Annotated in this window: 23 protein-coding genes; 9 read left to right on the forward strand and 14 right to left on the reverse strand. The window is 66.7% G+C overall.

All coding sequences use genetic code 11. The features are described from left to right. Positions 1–55 precede the first annotated feature (55 nt). Genes Q1A98_RS22025 through Q1A98_RS22035 form a run of 3 tightly spaced genes read right to left on the reverse strand, consistent with a single transcriptional unit; the run spans position 56 to position 1,743 of the window. Positions 56–271, reverse strand: coding sequence for a hypothetical protein (locus Q1A98_RS22025; protein WP_299577524.1), 216 nt, complete (start codon positions 269–271; stop codon positions 56–58). Next, on the reverse strand, positions 268–762 hold the full coding sequence (locus Q1A98_RS22030; RefSeq protein WP_299577526.1) for an LPD29 domain-containing protein: 495 nt from the start codon (positions 760–762) through the stop codon (positions 268–270). The genes Q1A98_RS22025 and Q1A98_RS22030 overlap by 4 nt, the downstream gene beginning before the upstream one ends. 36 nt (positions 763–798) lie before the next feature. Beyond that, the gene (locus Q1A98_RS22035) at positions 799–1,743 is read right to left on the reverse strand and encodes an ArdC-like ssDNA-binding domain-containing protein (protein ID WP_299577528.1); all 945 of its coding nucleotides are present in this window, start codon (positions 1,741–1,743) and stop codon (positions 799–801) included. Positions 1,744–2,225: 482 nt separating this feature from the next. Here Q1A98_RS22035 and Q1A98_RS22040 point away from each other — a divergent pair, with 482 nt between their 5' ends. After that, positions 2,226–2,759: a hypothetical protein gene (locus tag Q1A98_RS22040; RefSeq protein WP_299577530.1), complete on the forward strand. Its 534-nt coding sequence runs from the start codon at positions 2,226–2,228 to the stop codon at positions 2,757–2,759. Between the two features lies 1 nt (position 2,760). On the opposite strand, the gene Q1A98_RS22045 is transcribed toward Q1A98_RS22040, so the two are convergent. From Q1A98_RS22045 to Q1A98_RS22090, 10 genes are all read right to left on the reverse strand, one after another. Next, positions 2,761–3,057: a hypothetical protein gene (locus Q1A98_RS22045; protein ID WP_299577532.1), complete on the reverse strand. Its 297-nt coding sequence runs from the start codon at positions 3,055–3,057 to the stop codon at positions 2,761–2,763. Positions 3,058–3,382: 325 nt separating this feature from the next. After that, positions 3,383–4,345 (reverse strand): DUF4192 domain-containing protein, encoded by a 963-nt coding sequence (locus tag Q1A98_RS22050; protein WP_299577534.1) that lies wholly within the window; start codon positions 4,343–4,345, stop codon positions 3,383–3,385. 422 nt (positions 4,346–4,767) lie between these two features. Next, positions 4,768–5,121: a hypothetical protein gene (locus Q1A98_RS22055; protein ID WP_299577536.1), complete on the reverse strand. Its 354-nt coding sequence runs from the start codon at positions 5,119–5,121 to the stop codon at positions 4,768–4,770. 76 nt (positions 5,122–5,197) lie between these two features. Further along, complete coding sequence (locus tag Q1A98_RS22060; protein WP_299577537.1) at positions 5,198–6,847, reverse strand: ParB N-terminal domain-containing protein; 1,650 nt, start codon at positions 6,845–6,847, stop codon at positions 5,198–5,200. 114 nt (positions 6,848–6,961) lie between these two features. Next, on the reverse strand, positions 6,962–7,330 hold the full coding sequence (locus Q1A98_RS22065; RefSeq protein ID WP_299577539.1) for a hypothetical protein: 369 nt from the start codon (positions 7,328–7,330) through the stop codon (positions 6,962–6,964). Positions 7,331–7,342: 12 nt separating this feature from the next. Further along, complete coding sequence (locus Q1A98_RS22070) at positions 7,343–7,516, reverse strand: hypothetical protein (protein ID WP_299577541.1); 174 nt, start codon at positions 7,514–7,516, stop codon at positions 7,343–7,345. Positions 7,517–7,943: 427 nt separating this feature from the next. Beyond that, entirely contained in the window at positions 7,944–8,180 is a 237-nt protein-coding gene (locus Q1A98_RS22075; protein ID WP_299577543.1) for a hypothetical protein, read from the reverse strand. Then, positions 8,177–8,743: a hypothetical protein gene (locus Q1A98_RS22080; protein ID WP_299577545.1), complete on the reverse strand. Its 567-nt coding sequence runs from the start codon at positions 8,741–8,743 to the stop codon at positions 8,177–8,179. Before Q1A98_RS22080 ends, Q1A98_RS22075 begins: the two co-directional genes overlap by 4 nt. Before the next feature lie 25 nt (positions 8,744–8,768). Beyond that, positions 8,769–9,005 carry a hypothetical protein gene (locus tag Q1A98_RS22085; RefSeq protein ID WP_299577547.1) on the reverse strand — a complete coding sequence of 79 codons (237 nt, stop codon included), beginning with the start codon at positions 9,003–9,005 and terminating at the stop codon, positions 8,769–8,771. A gap of 14 nt (positions 9,006–9,019) precedes the next feature. Beyond that, on the reverse strand, positions 9,020–9,319 hold the full coding sequence (locus Q1A98_RS22090) for a hypothetical protein (protein ID WP_299577549.1): 300 nt from the start codon (positions 9,317–9,319) through the stop codon (positions 9,020–9,022). 80 nt (positions 9,320–9,399) lie between these two features. Here Q1A98_RS22090 and Q1A98_RS22095 point away from each other — a divergent pair, with 80 nt between their 5' ends. The 4 genes from Q1A98_RS22095 to Q1A98_RS22110 all read left to right on the forward strand — a co-directional run bounded on the left by Q1A98_RS22095 (position 9,400) and on the right by Q1A98_RS22110 (position 11,304). Continuing rightward, positions 9,400–9,771 carry a helix-turn-helix transcriptional regulator gene (locus Q1A98_RS22095; protein ID WP_299577551.1) on the forward strand — a complete coding sequence of 124 codons (372 nt, stop codon included), beginning with the start codon at positions 9,400–9,402 and terminating at the stop codon, positions 9,769–9,771. A 39-nt stretch (positions 9,772–9,810) separates the two neighbouring features. Next, a complete protein-coding gene (locus Q1A98_RS22100) occupies positions 9,811–10,227 on the forward strand; it encodes a hypothetical protein (protein WP_299577553.1) in 417 nt (138 codons plus the stop codon). A gap of 39 nt (positions 10,228–10,266) precedes the next feature. Continuing rightward, the gene (locus Q1A98_RS22105; RefSeq protein WP_299577555.1) at positions 10,267–10,671 is read left to right on the forward strand and encodes a hypothetical protein; all 405 of its coding nucleotides are present in this window, start codon (positions 10,267–10,269) and stop codon (positions 10,669–10,671) included. 201 nt (positions 10,672–10,872) lie between these two features. Continuing rightward, on the forward strand, positions 10,873–11,304 hold the full coding sequence (locus Q1A98_RS22110) for a hypothetical protein (RefSeq protein WP_299577557.1): 432 nt from the start codon (positions 10,873–10,875) through the stop codon (positions 11,302–11,304). 197 nt (positions 11,305–11,501) lie between these two features. Here Q1A98_RS22110 and Q1A98_RS22115 read toward each other — a convergent pair whose 3' ends face one another. After that, the gene (locus tag Q1A98_RS22115) at positions 11,502–12,947 is read right to left on the reverse strand and encodes a hypothetical protein (protein WP_299577559.1); all 1,446 of its coding nucleotides are present in this window, start codon (positions 12,945–12,947) and stop codon (positions 11,502–11,504) included. A 905-nt stretch (positions 12,948–13,852) separates the two neighbouring features. Between Q1A98_RS22115 and Q1A98_RS22120 the strand changes: the two genes are divergently transcribed. The 4 genes from Q1A98_RS22120 (at position 13,853) to Q1A98_RS22135 (ending at position 17,243) form a co-directional block, all read left to right on the forward strand. Continuing rightward, complete coding sequence (locus tag Q1A98_RS22120) at positions 13,853–14,218, forward strand: Lsr2 family protein (protein WP_299577561.1); 366 nt, start codon at positions 13,853–13,855, stop codon at positions 14,216–14,218. Positions 14,219–14,511: 293 nt separating this feature from the next. Next, positions 14,512–15,048 carry a GNAT family N-acetyltransferase gene (locus tag Q1A98_RS22125; protein WP_299577563.1) on the forward strand — a complete coding sequence of 179 codons (537 nt, stop codon included), beginning with the start codon at positions 14,512–14,514 and terminating at the stop codon, positions 15,046–15,048. A gap of 195 nt (positions 15,049–15,243) precedes the next feature. Next, a complete protein-coding gene (locus Q1A98_RS22130) occupies positions 15,244–16,188 on the forward strand; it encodes a 3-oxoacyl-ACP synthase III family protein (RefSeq protein WP_299577565.1) in 945 nt (314 codons plus the stop codon). Beyond that, entirely contained in the window at positions 16,176–17,243 is a 1,068-nt protein-coding gene (locus Q1A98_RS22135) for an LLM class flavin-dependent oxidoreductase (protein WP_299577567.1), read from the forward strand. Before Q1A98_RS22130 ends, Q1A98_RS22135 begins: the two co-directional genes overlap by 13 nt. The last annotated feature ends 83 nt before the right edge of the window (positions 17,244–17,326 follow it).

Raw genomic sequence — 17,326 nt, forward strand, 5'->3', positions numbered from 1 at the left:
GGAGCGACAGCTGCCGGCGGGGGAGGCTCGATGCCTTCCCCGCCGGCACCCCGCTCTAGGTGAGCCGGGCGACGGCGCGGGTTATCCGCTGGGCCAGGGCGGCGAGCTCGTCGGGGGTTCCTTCCAGGACGACGCCGTCGCCGTTCTCAGTGGAGATCATCAGGGCGTGCCCGGCGTCGATGCGTTCGTCGTAGTCCTCCCACATCTGACGGCGGGCCACGGCCGCGACGCCGGCGGTGGTGGCGGAGCCCCATTCGTTGTGCGTTCTCATCGGTCGTTCCTTCCGGGGGTGAGGTCGGACATCCGTAGCGCGGACTCGACGATGCGGCCGACGGTGGTCTGGCTGCCGGTGGTGACGAGGTGGTCGTCGAGGTGCACGTTGTGGTCGGGGTCGGCGGGGGTGTGCAGGCGGCCGTAGTGGATGTCGGTTGCGGTGATCTCGACGGGGTCGAGGTCGGCGAGCTGCGGGTGGCCGGGGTTGCGGTGCTGTAGGCGGCGGATCATGGCGGTGACGGCGGCGTCGCTGTAGCGGCGGTCGGGTAGGACGTTGGCGCACAGGTAGTTCCGGCGCGCGCCGTTGTCGGGGGAGTGGGTGTAGGGGCGTAGCCGGTCGTACACCTGGGGGACGGTGGGTCCGTCGATCCAGGCGACGGCGGCGTAGGTGCTCGCGCCGCGGCCGGCGCGGATGGAGAACCGGACGTCGGGCCAGGTGGCGCGGACAGTTCCGCGCATGAGGCGGGTGGAGTCGGTGACGGTGATCAAGGGTGGGCCCCCTTTCTGGGGTGTGGTGGTGGGTGGTCAGGCGGCGTCGGCGGCCGCGGTGCTGTCGTCCTCGTCCTGGGGGTGCAGGGCGTCGGCGATGGTGTGCACGCAGGTCAGGACGCGGGTTGCGGTGGCGGTGACGATTTCGGGGTCGCCGTCGGCCCATCCGGTGATGTAGCCGACGCTGTAGGCGCTGGTGTCCAGGCCGCAGAGGGCGGCGACGACGTAGGCGACGGATTCGGCTTCGACCTCGCGGATGCCTCGGTGCTGCTCGACGTCGGGGGCGTCGATGCGCTGGCCGTCGGGGTCGGCGTGCAGCAGGGCGTGGGCGGTCTCGTGGATCATCGTCTTGGCCGCCTGGGCGGGCGCGAGGTCGGCGTCGACGACGATGCGCTTGGTGCCGTCGACGCGGGTGTAGCCGTTCGTCGTGCCGGGGATCTGCTCGCGGGTGATGGTCCATCCCTGGGCGGTGATGTAGGCGGCGACCCGGTCGTAGATGCAGGTCTCGTCCTCGCCCTCGACGTGGGCGACGATGTCGCCGGGCTCAGTGATGGTGCGGTCCTCGGTTCCGTCGATGGGGTCGGTCTGGGCGATGTCGAACACGCTCAGGACTGGGAACCGGGGGATACGGGTCTCCGATTCCTCGCCGGTGGCGGGGTCGGTCTCGGTGACCTTCTTCGAGGAGAACCCGAAGATGCGGATCGCCCCCTCGCCCTTGCGGACCTGCCGCCCGAGTTCCTGCCACTTCCGGAACCCGGCGACCTGGGTCGCGTCGGGGCGCTGGGCGGCGATCAGCAGGATGTTGCGCAGGCTGTAGCTGTGGAAGTTTGCGAGGTAGTCGAGCCATTCACGCCACCCGGTCGACTCGGCCATCGCCTCGACCTGCTCGGCGATCTGGGCCTGCATCGCCTCGGCCCGCTCACGGCGCGCGGCGGCTGCCTGCTCGGCGGTCTTGCCTGTGCGTGCTCGACGTGTACCCATAACCGGTGCGACCTCCCATGTCCGCCAATTCTTTTGCCCTTCTGGCAAGGGAGATAAAGACCGGCAGAGGAGGACAGAGCGCAAGAACTGAGCGGGACAGTTTTCCCGCGAGGCGCAGCCGAGTGTGGGTGGGAAAAGTGGTCCGACCCCGCAGGGGCCCGACCGAGGGTCAGGCTCTTGTGCGGCGGACGACGCCGGTCATGATCGGACGGCCAGAAGGGCAATACCGACCCCTCAGGGGATCAGCTTGTGCGGCCGGAGGCCGCTCCACGCGTGCGCAGCACGCCCGCACTCCCCAACCACCAGCGACACCGCCGGCCTCACGGATCAGGGGAGTGGCTCCACCGCATCACAAGACCAGGCCAACTGTGCGGGAGCGGCGTTTGCCCGGTAGCCCACCGGAGCCGCGGCAGCTCTGCGTGTTGTGGTCCGCTTTCCCACGTCACTGGCGGCCACAACCGTCGTCGTTAGAGAATCATCCGATGACCGACCCGACGTCTCCACCTTCCCACAAGATTGACCGCGGTATGCAATTTCGTGTCGCGCTGATTGGAGTTATAGCCGCTCTTGCCGGCGCCGCGGTGGGCGGATTTTCGTCTTACAAAGTTGCCGATGTAAACGCGGAGAATAATCGGGTGCTCGATCGACTGGATGCTCGCCAGACGGCGTATGTCGACATGATTACTGCAGCAAACCGCTGCCAGCAGTCGATAATTTCCCTGTCGCACACCAAAAACTACCCGGGCCTAACCACATCCAGTGTGGACGTGCTGGATTCTGCGATCACAGATGTCGGACAGCGACTTGCCGCAATTCAACTAATAGGAAGCCGCTCCGCGTTTCTGGCCGCGATAGAGCTGTCGAACGCAATAAATAAGAACGCTGGAATGGCTCGGCAAATTGCGCAAGGCTCCGCCCCTGCCCTTCCCGAATCGGAGACCGGCATTGATGACGACCTGGCCAAGGCGGACAACAAGTTTGCAGCGGAAGCGAAGGCTGACTTGGATTCAGAGTGATCTAGGCCTGCCCGGCGGCGCCAACGTTGCGCTGGAGTAGTTGGATCTCGTCCGTCAGCCGGTCGACGCCGGCCGTGGAGCCGTCGGCGATGACGCCGCCCGCTAGGGCGGTGTGGTCGTCGATGGTGATCGACAGGAACAGTGCGCCGCTGGTGTTGGCGGCGAAGTAGGTGAGGGTGGCGATGGCGGCATCGCCGGCGGCGAGGCGGGCTTCGGTGAGGCTGGGGACGGCGTTGGCGTCGATGATCGGGTGGGTGTCGGGGTCGTCGGTGAAGACGGTCACGGTCCAGCAGATCATGGTGGGCTCCTCGAGGTGGTGGTCCTGGTGTCCAGGATGGCGGATGGGGTGGGGGCCTGTCGTTCTTCGCTGTGGGCGGACGCGGGTCGCGGGTTTCGACCACGTGGCCGCCGGCGGTTCTAGCGTGGTGGGCATGTGGTCTCGGATTGAGCGTGAGTTGCGGGCAGTGCTGCCGGTGTCGGCGGACGATGTGGAGCGGGTCGTGAATGGTCCGACCGCCGTCGGTCCGCGCAGCGGGCCGGCGGCCGATATGGGGTGGCCGCCGGAAGGCGTCGATTCGGGGTGGTGACCCGCACCGCGAGGGGTGCGGGCCTGCCCGGTGGGGCTAGCTCGGTGGGGTCCAGCCGTGCAGGGCGTTGCGGATGTAGTCGGTGTCGACCTTGGCGAGCGTCCCGAGGAACAGCGTCATCGGGCTCATCCCGTTCTGGATCGCGACGTCGAGTAGCTCGGCGAGCGGGGTGGTGAGCTTCTCTCGCTGCATCGCTTCGAGGGTCTGCCCGGCCAGTGAGTCGCCGTCGTAGGCGTAGCAGGCGGCGGCCAGGGTGAGCAGCTGGGCGCGGTGGTCCCCGCGTAGGTGCCCGGCGAGGATGCGGAACGTGTCGGCCGCGCGGCCGAAGTCCTTGCGCACGATCCACATCAGCGCGTCGCGGGCGCGGGACTCCTTGCTGGTGAGGACACCGATGCGGGCGGCGAGCAGCGGCGTCGGGGCGGTGGCGCCGGTGATGACGTCGAGCAGGTCGGCGGCGACCGCCCCGGCGAACCGGTTGCCCTCGGTGAGGTAGTGCTCCTGGGTGAAGTCGGTGGCCACCGGGGTGGTCATCGCGAACATGTCCTCGCGGGCCTCGCGGGACTCGGCGATTGGTGCGGCCCCGTGGACCGCCTGGGCGACGGCGACGGCGGTGTTGCGCACGTCGGTGACTGTGCCGACCTGCCCGGTGATGCTGTCGTGGAAGCTGGTCCCGGTGTCGAACGAGGTGAGGTGGATCAGCGCGGCCACCTCGACGGCGCGGGCGAGGTCCTCGGTGACAGCCCGGGTGACGGCGGGGTTGTTCTCGGCGGCGACGACCACAATCGCGACCCTGGTGATGCCGTGCTTGCCGACCAGGGCGATGAGTTCGTCGGTGATGAACCGTCGCCCGACGCGGAGATCTACTCGCGCGGTGCAGAACATCCGGTCATCGTCGAACAGCACGGCCACGACGGACTCTCGCGGGATGAATCCCACGAGCGCCGGGATCGCCGACACGAGGTCGGTGAGGGTGCGGAAAGTGATGCGCGGGATGCTCACGGGTGCCTCCAAACAGTCAGGGTGCCGACCGGAGCGGTCCGGCAATTTTTTGCCCTGCTGGCAGGGAGATTCGAGACCGGCATAGGAGGACAGAGCGCCACCCCGCGAGCGGAAAGTTCTCAGGCGCAGCCGGGTTGAGAAGTTTCCGACCCGCCAGGGCACGTCAGTGTCGCGGGGTTGCGTGGCGGACGACGCCGGTCACAATCGGATGGCCAGCCAGGGCAAAACAGCTCACGTCCCGGCCCGCTAGGGCCGGGGCCTACAGTGCGGCCCGCAGGGCCGCTCCGATTCCGGGGGTGCCTGGCACCCCCGCCACGGCACCGCCGGCCGCCGACGCGGGCAGCCCACCGACACGATCGGGCGGTGGGGTGGCCCCGGTCGATCCTGGGGCCACCCCGGTCGCGGCCGCCAGGCCGCACCGCTCAGACGACGGTGGCGCAGTCGCGGCACTCCCACCGACCGTCGACGCGGGTGCAGCGGCGGCGCTGATCGCACAGCCAGCACAGCTGGTTCGACCGGGTGACGCCCTCGTCGGCGTCGTCGCCCGTCTGGTCGACGGCGGCGGCGATGATCGCGGTGTGGCCGCTGTAAGCGGCCAACGTCTCGGCGTCCCGGGCGGCCTGGTCGGCCGCGGTGAGCGGGGCACCGCCGGGGGTGTGGGCGATCATCTCGCCGAACGCTTTCCGGCAGTCGTCGCACGGCTGGCCCTGGACGTCGGTGAATCTCGAGCAGCCCGGTAGCGGGCAGCGGGCGAACAGCTCGGGTTCGGGGAGCATGGGTGGTCCTCCTGGGCAGAGCGAGGGCACCGGTGGCGGCGGGACCGGGGTCGGTCCCGCCGTCACCGGGCGGGGGTCAGGCCGTGAGGTCGACCTGGTCGGCGGTCAGGTCACCGGTGACGACGCGTTCGACGTCGGCGAGGGTGTAGCCGAACACCTCGACCAGCCATGCGAGGTAGAGCGCGCGGGCGTCCTTGGCGATGCTGTAGTCGCTGCCTCGCCAGGCGTCCTTGGGCAGGTCGGCCTCGTGTGCAGCGCACACGATCGCGGCGGTGATGACCTGGGCGCGTTCGGCGCTGGCCTCGGCGAGCAGCTCGACCGGGTTGCCACCGAGCAACTCGGCCGCGATGACGCGGGTGTCGCTGTCGGCGCGATTCAATCCGAACAGGCCGTGCCGCGACCACATCGTGGACGCCACGAACCGGGCCACGACCGCTCCGCTGCCCTTCGGCAACGTCTTGCGGGCCAGGACGGTCCGCAGATGGTCGCGGCGGACCTCCTGCGCGGCGACCGCGAGCTTGTTCAGCGCCTTCACCTGACGCCGCTCGGCGGACTCCTTGGCCTTCTGCGCGGCCGCGAGCGCGGCGTGGTCGACCTCGCCGGTCTCGGTGACCGCCCCGGCCTCGGTTGCGGCGGCGAGGACCGAGTCGGCGTCGCGTTCGCGCTGCGCCCGCTGGCGGGTCGTTTCCAGGCCGTCGTCGGCGGGGGAGGAGTGGAACCACTCAACGCTGGTGGTGATGGTCTCGCTCTCGACCAGGACTCGCGGGTCGAGCAGACCGTCCTCGGGCGCGGTGGTCGGGTCGTCGTCCTCGGTGAGTGACCAGTCGATGAGGGTCTCGTCGACCTGCTCACCGGCGGCGTCGTGCCACACCTCTTCGACGTCGACGCCGACGTAGGCGGCGAGGTGCTCGCTCGTCAGCTCTGCGCGAGCGGTGTCGGTGTCCTCGACCGGCTCGCCGGTCTCGATGTGCACCAGCTCCGAGATCGGGGCGTAGCCCTGCCCGTACCAGGGGCGGCGGTCCAGGACCGTCACCCCGGCCTCGATGAGCGGGGCAGCGGCTTGGCGGTAGGCGGCGCGCTCGGCGGCGGTGTCGGCGAGCTGCTTGGCCTTGTGGTCGAACCGGCCCTCACTCGCGGCTGCGGTCAGCGCCTCGACGGCCTCGGTGTCGCCGGCGTCCTCGAACTGCGCGAGGAGCGCGGCTTGTTCGATGGTCAGGCCCCACGCCAGACCGTTGATCCCGGCCTCGCTGCCCGCGACGGCGACGGCGGCGTCGACGGCCTTGGTCGACCCCAGGCGGGTCACCTTGCCGATCTTGGTGCGTGAGACGCCCAGCTCGATGAGCTGCTGCGCTGCTGCCGCCCGCTGGGTGGCGGTGAGGTCGGCGCGGTGCTCGTTGGCGATTAGCTGGTCGGTGATCCGCTCGACCTCGGCGTCGTCCCCGGCGGCGTCGGTGGCGATCACGTACACCGGGATGCTCACCAGCTCGGCCTCTCGTGCGGCGAGGGTGCGGCGCTGCCCGTCGCGTACGTGCAGGGTTCCGGCGCTGTCGCGGGTGGCGAGGACCGGCTGGATCACCCCGCGCTCCTTGATCGAGGTCACGAACGCCCGGTCGACGCTGGCCTCGGTCCGCACGTTCGCGTCGACCACGAGCGTGGCCGGGTCGACGTGCTCGATGACCGCCTCGGTGGTCGCGGCGGCGGGGGTGGTGTTCTGGTTGTTTCCCACTGGTGTCTCCTCTAATCTGGTGATGAAGCAACCAGCCGAGTACCAGTCGGCTGGTTGTTTTTCGTTGTGCGGCAACCCGGTCGGGCTGTCCGCGTCCCGCGAGCCCTGGTCGGGTCAGCGGTAGTTCTGGTCCCCGAGGTCGGAGTGCTCGCGGTTCATGCGCCGCATCGCTGCGCAGTGCTCACGCTGCTCGCGGTAGACCTGCATCACGGCGTGGCATTCCTGGGCGGCGATCACGTCGAGGGCGGCGGTCGCGAGATCCCCGGCGATGGTGTTGTCGCGGGCCTTGGCGAGCCAGTCGGTGGCCATCTGCGCCTCGGAGTTGATCCCCGACACCAGCCGCTCGTCCCATTCGGCGAGGAGCTGATCACGGGCCTGGTTCTTGCTGATCCCTCGGGTTGCGGCGACCACAGCGACGCCGGTCAGGTTGGGGCCCTCCACGGTCAGGGCGTCGGGGTCGAGATGAATGTGGTTGGTGCTCACGTCCTACCCCTCTCAGGCGATCTCGACGGTGACGGTTGCGGCCTCGCGGATCGCGGGGTCCTCCAGGCCCAGCTCCATCAGAGCGGCCTTCGTGGTGTCGTCGAGCTCGTGAAACGGCCCGTCGGTGGTGATTGCGATTCGTCGCCACGCAATACGCGCAGCAAAGACGACGTCGATACCCTGCATGACTGCCTCCCGTTGTCCGCCAATCTTTTTGCCCTTCTGGCAAGGGAGATAAAGACCGGCTCAGGAGGACAGAGCACAACCCCTGATCGGGAAAGTTCTCTGCGAGCGCAGCGAGTGGGGGAGAGAAGTTTCTCGACCCCGCAGGGGCGGAACGTCAGGGGTTGTGCGGCGGACGACGCCGGTCAAAATCGGACGGCCAGAAGGCAAAACAAAAACGCCCCGGCCGCTAGGCCGGGGTCACTGTGCGGCCCGCAGGGTCGCTCCGATTCGGTGCGCAGCACCGCCGCAGTTGCGAAGGACCGTCGGCGGGCGTCGGCGAGTGGCGGCGGTGGGTGAGTGGCTCGACCGCACCACCGGCTCGGGGTGATTGTGCGGGAGCGGCGCGGGTCCGGGAGGTTGCCGGGGCCGCGGTAGCTCTGCTCTGGGGTCAGTAGAGCGAGCGTTGTGTGGTGCGTCCGTAGTCGTTGACGACGAGACATTCGTCGTCGGAGAACAGGGGGAGCACGGTGCAGGTGCGGGGCCGCTCGGCTACGGACTCGAGGTGGTCGGCGACCTGGTCGGCGCGGGTGGAGCCGTAGGGACCGAGGTACCAGGTGTTGGGTTCGCCGTCGCTGGTGGTGTCGTCGATCTTCACGATGTAGACGTTGCTGTGCGAGTAACTCATTGCGAATTCCTGTCGGTCCGTGAGTGCGTGAGACGCGGCTGCCGTTGTCGCCGGCGGGCGAGTTGGTAGACATCCTCGACGGTGTCGGGGGAGATGGCGAGTTCGGCGGCGAGCGCAGCGATCACTTCGTGGCGTCGTTGCTCGCTGGCGCGGTCATCGTCGGGGTTGGCCTGGGCGGGGTACTGCCAGTCGCCGAGGATCACCATCTCGGTCTCGAGGCGGGTGCCTCCGCGCTCTTCGAGGGCGTTGGCCAGGCCGGTGAGGGTGCGGAGCCGGCGGGGGATGATCAGCTCGTCGTTCCAGGTGTTCGTGAAGGCATCGGCGACTGCGGCCGCGGCGGATCCGGTTGCGTGCGTGTGCGCCGCTCCTGGCTCGCCGGTGAGCAGCTCGTCCGCGTCTGCGAGTACGTCGCGCCGCTGGGTGGCGTGCTTCACCCGTGCGACGAGTGCGGTGTCTGCGAGTTCGCGTTCGCGTCGTGTCGGCGTCTGCCGGTTGACGCGGATGAGCAGCGCTATCGCGAAGACCAACGTGATGGCACTGAGGACGAGTCCGAGTACGGCCATGAGCGATTCTCCTGCCTCTTGACGGTCAGTGGCCGCGATTGCGGCGCGATAGGCGACGGGCGGTGGCGGACCAGCGGCGGTTGAACGTCTGGGCGGGCATGCGGTTGATCGCGAAGCCGATAGCGAAGACGGGGACGCCGATGAGCCATGCGGTGGCCCAGTCTTTGGTGATGAACCCGTAGACGAGGAGGCCGGCGATGATGAGGCCGGCGACGGCGGTGGCGGCGCCCTGACGCAAGGTGCCGTGGTCCTTCAACTGCATGCCCGGATTGTCTCTCATTCGTCCGACACCCCGGTTCCGGTTTGACCCCTCCGGGCAGCCGGACCGACCGCCAGCAGTACCCCCGTCAGGATCGCGCCAGCGAAGCAGAAGGCTGCTGCGCCGGTCCAGTAGTCGACAAGAAAGTGCGGGTCGCAGGGCCATTTCTCGCCTGGCGGCGGTGTCGCGGGCATCGAGTGGAGCTTCATGGCTACGGCGGTTGCGATGACGCCGAGGATGAGGATGGTTTCGAGGAGGATGGCGTCCTGTTGTTGCCGTTGCGACGGGCGGGAGGAGTGCAGATCGCCATTGGCCATGTGATTGCCCCTTCGTGCTGAGGAACGCGGAGTGAGTGTGTTCTATAGTCTACATTGCGGTGTGTTCTATAGTCCACATCGTGAGCGAGGATCGGTTACGTCGGCTGGGGGAGAAGTTGCGTCAGGCTCGACTTGCTCGGGGTGAGACCCAGCAGCAGACCGCGGCGGCGGTGGGGATCCACCGCACTCACCTGTCTCGGATCGAGGGCGGTGGGGAGAACATCACGCTGCGCACGCTGTGGGCGTTCGCTGACCATCTGGGTGTCACCACCGACTCCCTTGTCGGTGACCAGGAACTGCACGACGTGATCGCCGAGCTGACGGCCCGACGTTCCGCCGCTGCCCAGGCGGGGCAGAGCACGACCGAGATCGAGGCAGAGCTGGACCGGGCCCTCGACGCGGTCCTGGGCCTAGGCCAGACGCACGCTGATAGCCGACCGATGTCGGACTGACCTGACACCATCCCCGTACGTGAACGATAGGAACACCCGATGATCCCTCCCTCGCTGCATTTCCCGCACGTCGATCCGCTGCTCGCAGTGGCGTTCTGGATAGCGGTCGGCGGTGTGATCGGTCTCGGCCTCGCGGCCGCCGGCGTCGTCGTTGTCCATCGCAGAGCGCTGGCGAGGAGTGAGCGCGACGAGCGTCGAGTCGCACTGCGGGCGGGCGTATACCGCGTTCGCCGACCCGATGGAGGTTTCGTGGTCAGCGACCCCCGTCCGGGCCACCATCACCGCACACACGGTTTCCTGGGTGCTCGATACAGCGTGTTCACGGACGAGCAGTGGGCGCGCCTGGCTGCGATCCGCGACAGCGGGACGACTCCGCCGCCCTCCGGCTACCGCATTGAGCGGCTTGATGACCGGGGCAAGTGGGCCGCGATTGTCCGCGTTCCGGTTGCCGTCTAGCTTCGGTTCGAAATCAGAGGGGAGAGGGTCGGAAAGCTGATGAAGTCGACAGACGTAACGAAGGGTCGGGGCCTTGTTGCGGCCTACGACGACGCGGCAAAAGCTGCGCTCTATGGGTCGGCTGCTGTTGGGATCGGCAACGTGATCGTTACGGTCCGACCGCCTGCGGTATTCGCATCACTAGGCTGGGCATTGTTGATCGTGCCGGCGATCACCGCTCTGGTGTTCCTCGTCCCGCTGCTCGCTGCGCGATGCGAGCTTTCGGCCAACAGGCCGGTAGGTCAGCCAGATATCGAGGACATCGCCGTCCCGCCCGCAGCACCATCACCCAGGGATAGCGCCGCTTTCCAAAAGCGTCTCACGCTAACCGGCCCGCTCGCCGTGTTCCTCGCCCTGCTCGTATGCGCTCCCGCGTTGCCCAGCATCTGCGCGCTTATGTCGTGATCGCTCCACAACTCGCAACAGGAACGGTCACGACGTCAACCAAAGTATTCGGGCCAGGGGAAACGTCAGAGCAGAGTCGACATGCTCTCCCGTATCGCGAGGGCGTAGCTCGCGGAGTCGTTGGCCCGCAACGGTGTCGGACCGACCTGACACCATCCTCGGGAAGCACTGTTCACGAAATCGAGACGGTTGGGAGTGGTTGTGACTCAGGCAGTAGCGGCGGGATTCGTTTGGCAACTCGTGCTGTTGACTGGCCTCATCTACTGGTCGAGGTTCGGGGTCGCCGCGGTCATTGACGCAGCAACACAACCTGTCCGGGCGGTGCGCTGGCAGCCGCATCCGGAGCTCGGACCGACACCGGCGCCCGCCCGGTTCAAGTGGTACATCGGTCTCTTCGGTTTGGCCGCCTTGCCCGTCGGCGTGGTTGTCGCCGGTGTCTGCGCGACCTGGCGGGTCACCGTCGGCGCGTGGCCTCCGGGGCCCATTGTCGAAACGGGATGGCTAGCAGCGATCCTCGGTTGGGTGGCGTTGTTGTTGGCCGGCGAACTGTCAATCGCGAAAGAGCTCGGCGCAGAGCACACCGTACGATCCGCACTGCACCGGCACCGTCACCGTCACATCTTCGAGCGGTGAACCGGAAACCGTCTCTCGCTGTTTCGACTCGCCCTGGCCCGCGGGCAGCCTCACCCAACGTCGGCGGGACGCGCCGCCGATCAGCCGGTGTCGTACTGACCTGACACCATCCTCGAGCGCGGCTTCTCTAGCGCGGTTCGCGTAGTTTTCGGACCCGCGAGGTGGGGGCGCGACCAGAGTGACTCACCTAGCGCCGCTCACCCGACCAGGTTGAAGACCCCACGGATGCGTCGGCGTGCGCTCGGGGTGAGTGGTTGGCCTGACTCGACGGCGCGGCGTGCACTTGCCTCCAACTCGTCCAGAACTTCGGCCCGTATCTCGGTGTATCCCTGCGGCGCCGGCGGGTGTCGATCGACGAGGGCAGTGAGCCGTCGACGCGCCTCCGAGTTCTCGAATATGGCGAACTCGGGCTCGAAGCATTCAAACCGGACACGATTGATCGTACGGGGATGTTGGCATATGAGGCCTGGCCAGAGCGCATCATGGGGCGGGGCGGCCAAACTAAGACTCGCGATCATCGTTGCGGTCGTCTTGACGGTCAGCGCGTCGAGTTCTTCATTCGAGAGGTCGTCGATGCGGGTCTTGTGGCCTCGCAGAATTGCGGACGCCAAAACCGCCCCCTCATAGGCCAGGATGCGATGGCGAGCTTCCCCACTCTGGGGGTGAAGATCATCGAGTTGCCTAAGCAACTTGGATGCGTCTGACTGCTCGATGAGGTCCAGGGCCTCAAGGATGACCACAGCGTCCGCTACCTCGGCGGTCGCCAAAACAGCGGAGCCCGTGTTGCCTTCACGCGGTTGCTGCAAAACGTCGACCAGTTCACCGAGTCGATCCGCGAAGAATGCCCGGAGCTCCAGCTCGTTGTCGACCTCGCGCATCTCAATTCCTGCGGCGATCAGGTCTCTGCATGCGGCGTCGTAGCGCCAGCCGTAACCGGTCAGCGAGACCTGGTGGTGGCGGATGTACTCGGAACTACTTCGCAGCAAGGCTATTGCCTCCTCGATCGCGCCGTCATGGATGTCATCGTCGACGGGCGCCATGAGAGCGTTGACTCGGTGGTCGCGCATGATCAGACGCTCTACATGTGGTGCGCCGTGAACTTCTGCGAGCTCCTCCGCTTCGGCGGTCAGGGTCAGCATCTCGTTCCGGGAGTCGGGCAGCGCGTTTTCGATCGTTTCGGCGATGGCGTAACGGGTGAGGAACCGGACCTCGGCGCCAAGCCGCTGGCTATCCGCGGTGCGCATCAGTTCGCGGGCCCTGTCGGCGTGTTCACGCATGTACAGAAATGTCAGCTCCGCGCGGAGACTCGCCTCAGGATCGCCGCTAGCCATCGCCCGCGCCTGCTCCATTCGTGCCAGGGCGAGAAGGTCGTCGTCAGTGGGGGCTCCGGCGGCCTGACGGCGGTCGACTAGTTGCAACGCGATAGCGCCGACTCCACCGGGGAACTGGTTGTACACCGTAGACGGGGACACCTTTGCCCGCTTCGCGATCTGCTTCACCGTCACGAACGTCGGGCTGCCGCCAGTCTCGCGTGACTCGACGACCAGGGTCTCCGCTGCCCCGAGGATGGCTTCTCTGGATGCCATCCGGCGGGTGACTCCGGATTTCTTTCGCGCAAGGCCTCGTCGATCGTCCGCATTCATCGACCCTCCAGCTTCCAACTTGGTTCACATGTTCAGTTTGGCGTGTACAGCCAATTTGAACTCTGATTCCATTATAAGGCGAGAGGAGGTGATCGCATGATCAAGTTTCGAAGCGCAACTTTGCTCTTCATCGCCGTCGTTGTCGGCGTTGCGGCCGGCGGGATGACGGAGCTGTCGGGTCAATCTCTCGCTGCGGCCGTGCTAGCAGGGGGAGCGGCATTCGGAGTGACCTTGCTCTGGCTGGAGAAAGTGGTCGGCCCCGAGGCCACTGCGTCGGAGATTAGGGCCACCAAGAACGGACGGTCCGTGGCCTACGTCCACGCAGGCTGCACGGTGAAACACCGGACGCTGGACACCGCGCAGCGGTGCCAGCGGCCCCACGCATCAGGGTAAGACGACGCCGGGGTCGGACACGCCTCTGAAGCGTCGACCCGCCCACGCGCGGTCTCGGGACGCTTCGACACGTGCGCGCAAGCATGACTGTGCGTTAGTAGCCAAGTGCTACTTGACATAACGCAAATTATCCGCCAAATATGCTGGCAAGCAATGTATTTCATCACCGGTGACGATATGTACCATGAATCGTGATGCAAAGCGGCGCGAGAAAGTCTCGAGCGCGGACAGGTTGAGAGTTTCTCGACCCGAAGGGCGCGGCAGTGTCGCAGTATTGTGCGGCGGACGACGCCGGTCGCAATCGGACGGCCAGAAGGACGAAGCAACGAACTCACCGCGGCCGCAAGGCCGGGGGCAACTGTGGGACCGCAGGGAGCTCAGATTCGAAGCGCGCAGCGCGCCGCTTTTCGGGTGAGTTCCGCAGGTTGTGGCCTCGTCGCGCGTGTGTTCGGTACGGTGTCGGGCTGGGTGGGGGCCTAACCGATAGACACCAGCTTTGGGGGCGATCACATATGGCGCAGACCGTGAAGACCATCTACGTCGACGATCTCGATGACACCGAGATCACCGCAGACCAGGCCACAACAGTGGCGTGGTCTTGGCGCGGAGTGGACTACGAATTCGACACCAGCGCTGACCGTCTCGCCGGGTTCGAGTCCGCCGACGAAACGACCACTGTGGCGCAGCTGCTCGCGGTGTCGCGCCGGGTCAGCGGGCGACGGGCAGCGGTCCGGCCTGTCGGGGCAAGCACGGTCGGTGCGGATGCGGCCGAGATCCGCGCATGGGCCCGCGACAACGGCATCCAGGTCCCCGACCGAGGACGCATTCCCGCACCCATCCGCGACAACTACCTGGCCGCGCGGTCCCGCTCGAGATGAGCCGACGGCCCGGCGCGGGCCGGTAGGAGTTGCCACCGTCGCCGTTGCAGGCACCTCGGACTCGATCCAGCGCCTGACTGATATTGGCCAGGTATTCGCGGACCACGGGTAAAGCGTCGGCGCATCGGACAGCGCCGCGCTCGCTGCTGAAATACGACAATTGAACCGGATCAGCGCGTGTGCGGAGAAGTTACATATGTAGTTTCTTGCGGCTATTCGATTCGTTAGGCACACTTTGCGTCGCCAACCGGTGGACGAATTCGCCGGAACAAGGGAACGCCAGGAGACCACTAGTGCCGCCACGTAAACACAACGCCCGCGACACATCGTTTGTCGACGGGGAGATAGCTCTGGGGGATTTCGAACTGAGCCCATGGCGCGATTCGGATCGCCATGACTTTGCGCGTCTCCTCGAGATCGAATCCGACATCGTCGGCCAGATGGCGCTCGACTACTACGACTCACCAGAGAAGTTGTTGACCGCTTTTTCGCGGTGGGAGGACAGTTGGACGGCAAACCACTGGGGGCCGTACGCGATACGCCGCGGGGCTGAGCTCGTCGGCTTCGCGGGCCCGCATCCTGTGCCGGGACACCCGTATCCGATCTGGTCGGGCGCTCTCGCTGCCAGGTACCGCCGACAAGGACTGGGCTCTGCGGCTGTCGAGGCCATAGGCCGACGGCTGCAGTTGTCCGGATCGCGAACCTTCGCAAAAGCCAGCAACGCCGCCGTGAACGCGGCACTCATCAAGGCCGGCTGGATTCAGGAAAATCGCGAACGCTACGGAGATGCGGACGTCATCTGGTATCGGCGTGACGACTGGCTGAATTAGCAACCCCGGCCTAATCCTCAAACGCAATCATCCGACCGGATCACTTTCCGCAACGTGGGACCTCCGCATTGCGGTAGTCGTCTGCGTCCATTGTCGACCCATCAGATAGGAACTCGCAGAATCATGCACGCATACATTGGAAGTGCCGCACACCCAGTGATTGTTGGAACCGGTTCTCATTTCCCGGACGAGCAGGTGCTCAACCATCAGCTCTGCGGTCCCGCCGGCGTCACCGAGGACTGGATCCTCGAGAAGACGGGCATCGTGTCCCGGCGGCGGGTCGCCAAGGACGAGGCGACGTCAGACGTCGCCTACGCGGCGGCAACGAAGGCCCTCGCCGATGCGGGAGTGTCAGCCTCACAGCTGTCGCAAGTGGTCGTCTCCACCTCCACCCCAGACATCCTCGGCTTCGCAGTCGCGAGCCAGGTCGCTACCGCTCTCGACTGCCCTCTCGACACCGGCACCTATGACGTGAACGCGGCCTGCAGCGGGTTCCTTACGGCCATGGCGATCACGCACCGCGGGATGCGGGACTCCGACGAGTTCGCCTTGGTGATCGGTACCGACGTCTACTCGCGCTTCCGCAACGACCGGGACAAGCGGAGCACCGCGCTGTGGGGTGACGGGGCGGGAGCCGTTGTGATCGGACCCAGGTCGACGGCCACCAGCAAGGCCGAGATCCTTGCGACCTGGTACACCCGATACCCGACCGAGCTCGAGACGGGCGGTATTCCGGCCGGCGGGAGTCGCACCCCCGCAAGCTCGCAGACAGTGGAGAACGCCCAGCACTTCGTGGCGCTCAACGGCAGAAGGATCGGCGAGATCTTCAAGCAGAACGTGCCCACCCTGCTGGACCGTTTCCTCGACAGGGCGGGCTATCACCGCGACCAGATCGACCACGTGATTCCCCACCAGGGCAACCATCGACTGGTGCAGTCCATGGCGGACATGCTCAAGGTCGACCCTGCGAAGGTTCACGCCACCGCGGACCGCTTCGGGAACACCGGGTCGGCGACCATCCCGACCACTCTCGACATCGCCCGCAGCGAGGACCGCCTCCGCGAGGGCGACGTGATCCTGATGCTGGCGATCGGGATCGGGATGACGTTCTCGTTCTCCCTCATCCGGTGGATGGGTTGATCGTGAACGCTCTGTCATCCACCAATGAGGTCCCGGACGCCGCGGCGGTACGCGTCAACGGCCTATTGTCGCCAATCACGTTCGATCACGACCATTCTCGCCCCGACGCACACACCGCTGCTCGTCTATGCGAGGAATACAACTACTCCGGGCTATGGGCGACCGAGCAGCGGTACGACCCGACGATTGCGCTCGCCTCGGCTACCGGACACCCGAGTCTTCATCTGGGGACTGCGGTGACGGTCGCCCTGGCACGAAACCCCATGACGCTCGCGCACGCGGCGTTCGACCTCCACGCCTACAACGGGGGCAACACAACCGTCGGGATCGGACCGCAGCTGCCCGTAAACCTTAAGTACCGGTTCTCGATGCCGGCGGACAGCAGGCTTGCCCGCATGCGGGAATTCGTCGCCGCCGTCCGTGAGATCTGGTCATCGTGGCAGGAGGAGCGGCCCTATCACTTCGACGGACGGTTCTACAAGCACACCGTGTCGAATGCCTTCTTCACCCCGCCGCCGAACCCCTACGGGCTTCCTCGGATCATGATGGCCGCGCACGGCCCGAAGATGGCCCAGCTCGCGGCGGAGGTGAGCGACGGCCTCGTGATACCGCCCTACGCGACCGACGACCACATCCGCTCGGTCCTCCTGCCGGCGGTGTACCGCGGCCTGCAGATCTCCGGCCGCCGCCGATCCGAGTTCCTCACGGTGTGTTCACCACTCGTCGCAACCGGACGCACCCCCGACGAGCTTCACGCATCGTTGGCCCAGAACGAGAAACTCGTCAATCTGTGGCTGGGAACGAAAAGGTACGCCGAACACGTCCAGGTTGGGGGCGCCAAGCGGACTGCGTCGTCGGGTACGACCACCATGCTGGATCGCGACGACCTTCATCGCTTCGTCACCATCTCTTCAGATCCGGGCGACATCGGGATGCTTCTGCAGCAGCGCTACTACGGTCTCGTCGACACCCTGCTGCTACCTGTCGGGGGAGACGACACCGTCTGGCAGCCGCGCACACTGGGCCTGGACGCCCTGGATCCCGCGTTGGCCTAGACCCTCGCGTGGCCGTGGGCGCCCGCGAGACCCGAGCATGAGCGGCGGCCCGCGCGGGAAGCCGGGCCGAAAGCTCTCATAGG

Origin of the sequence: uncultured Williamsia sp., assembly GCF_947494875.1 — a bacterium.
Taxonomy (GTDB): Bacteria; Actinomycetota; Actinomycetes; order Mycobacteriales; family Mycobacteriaceae; genus Williamsia_A.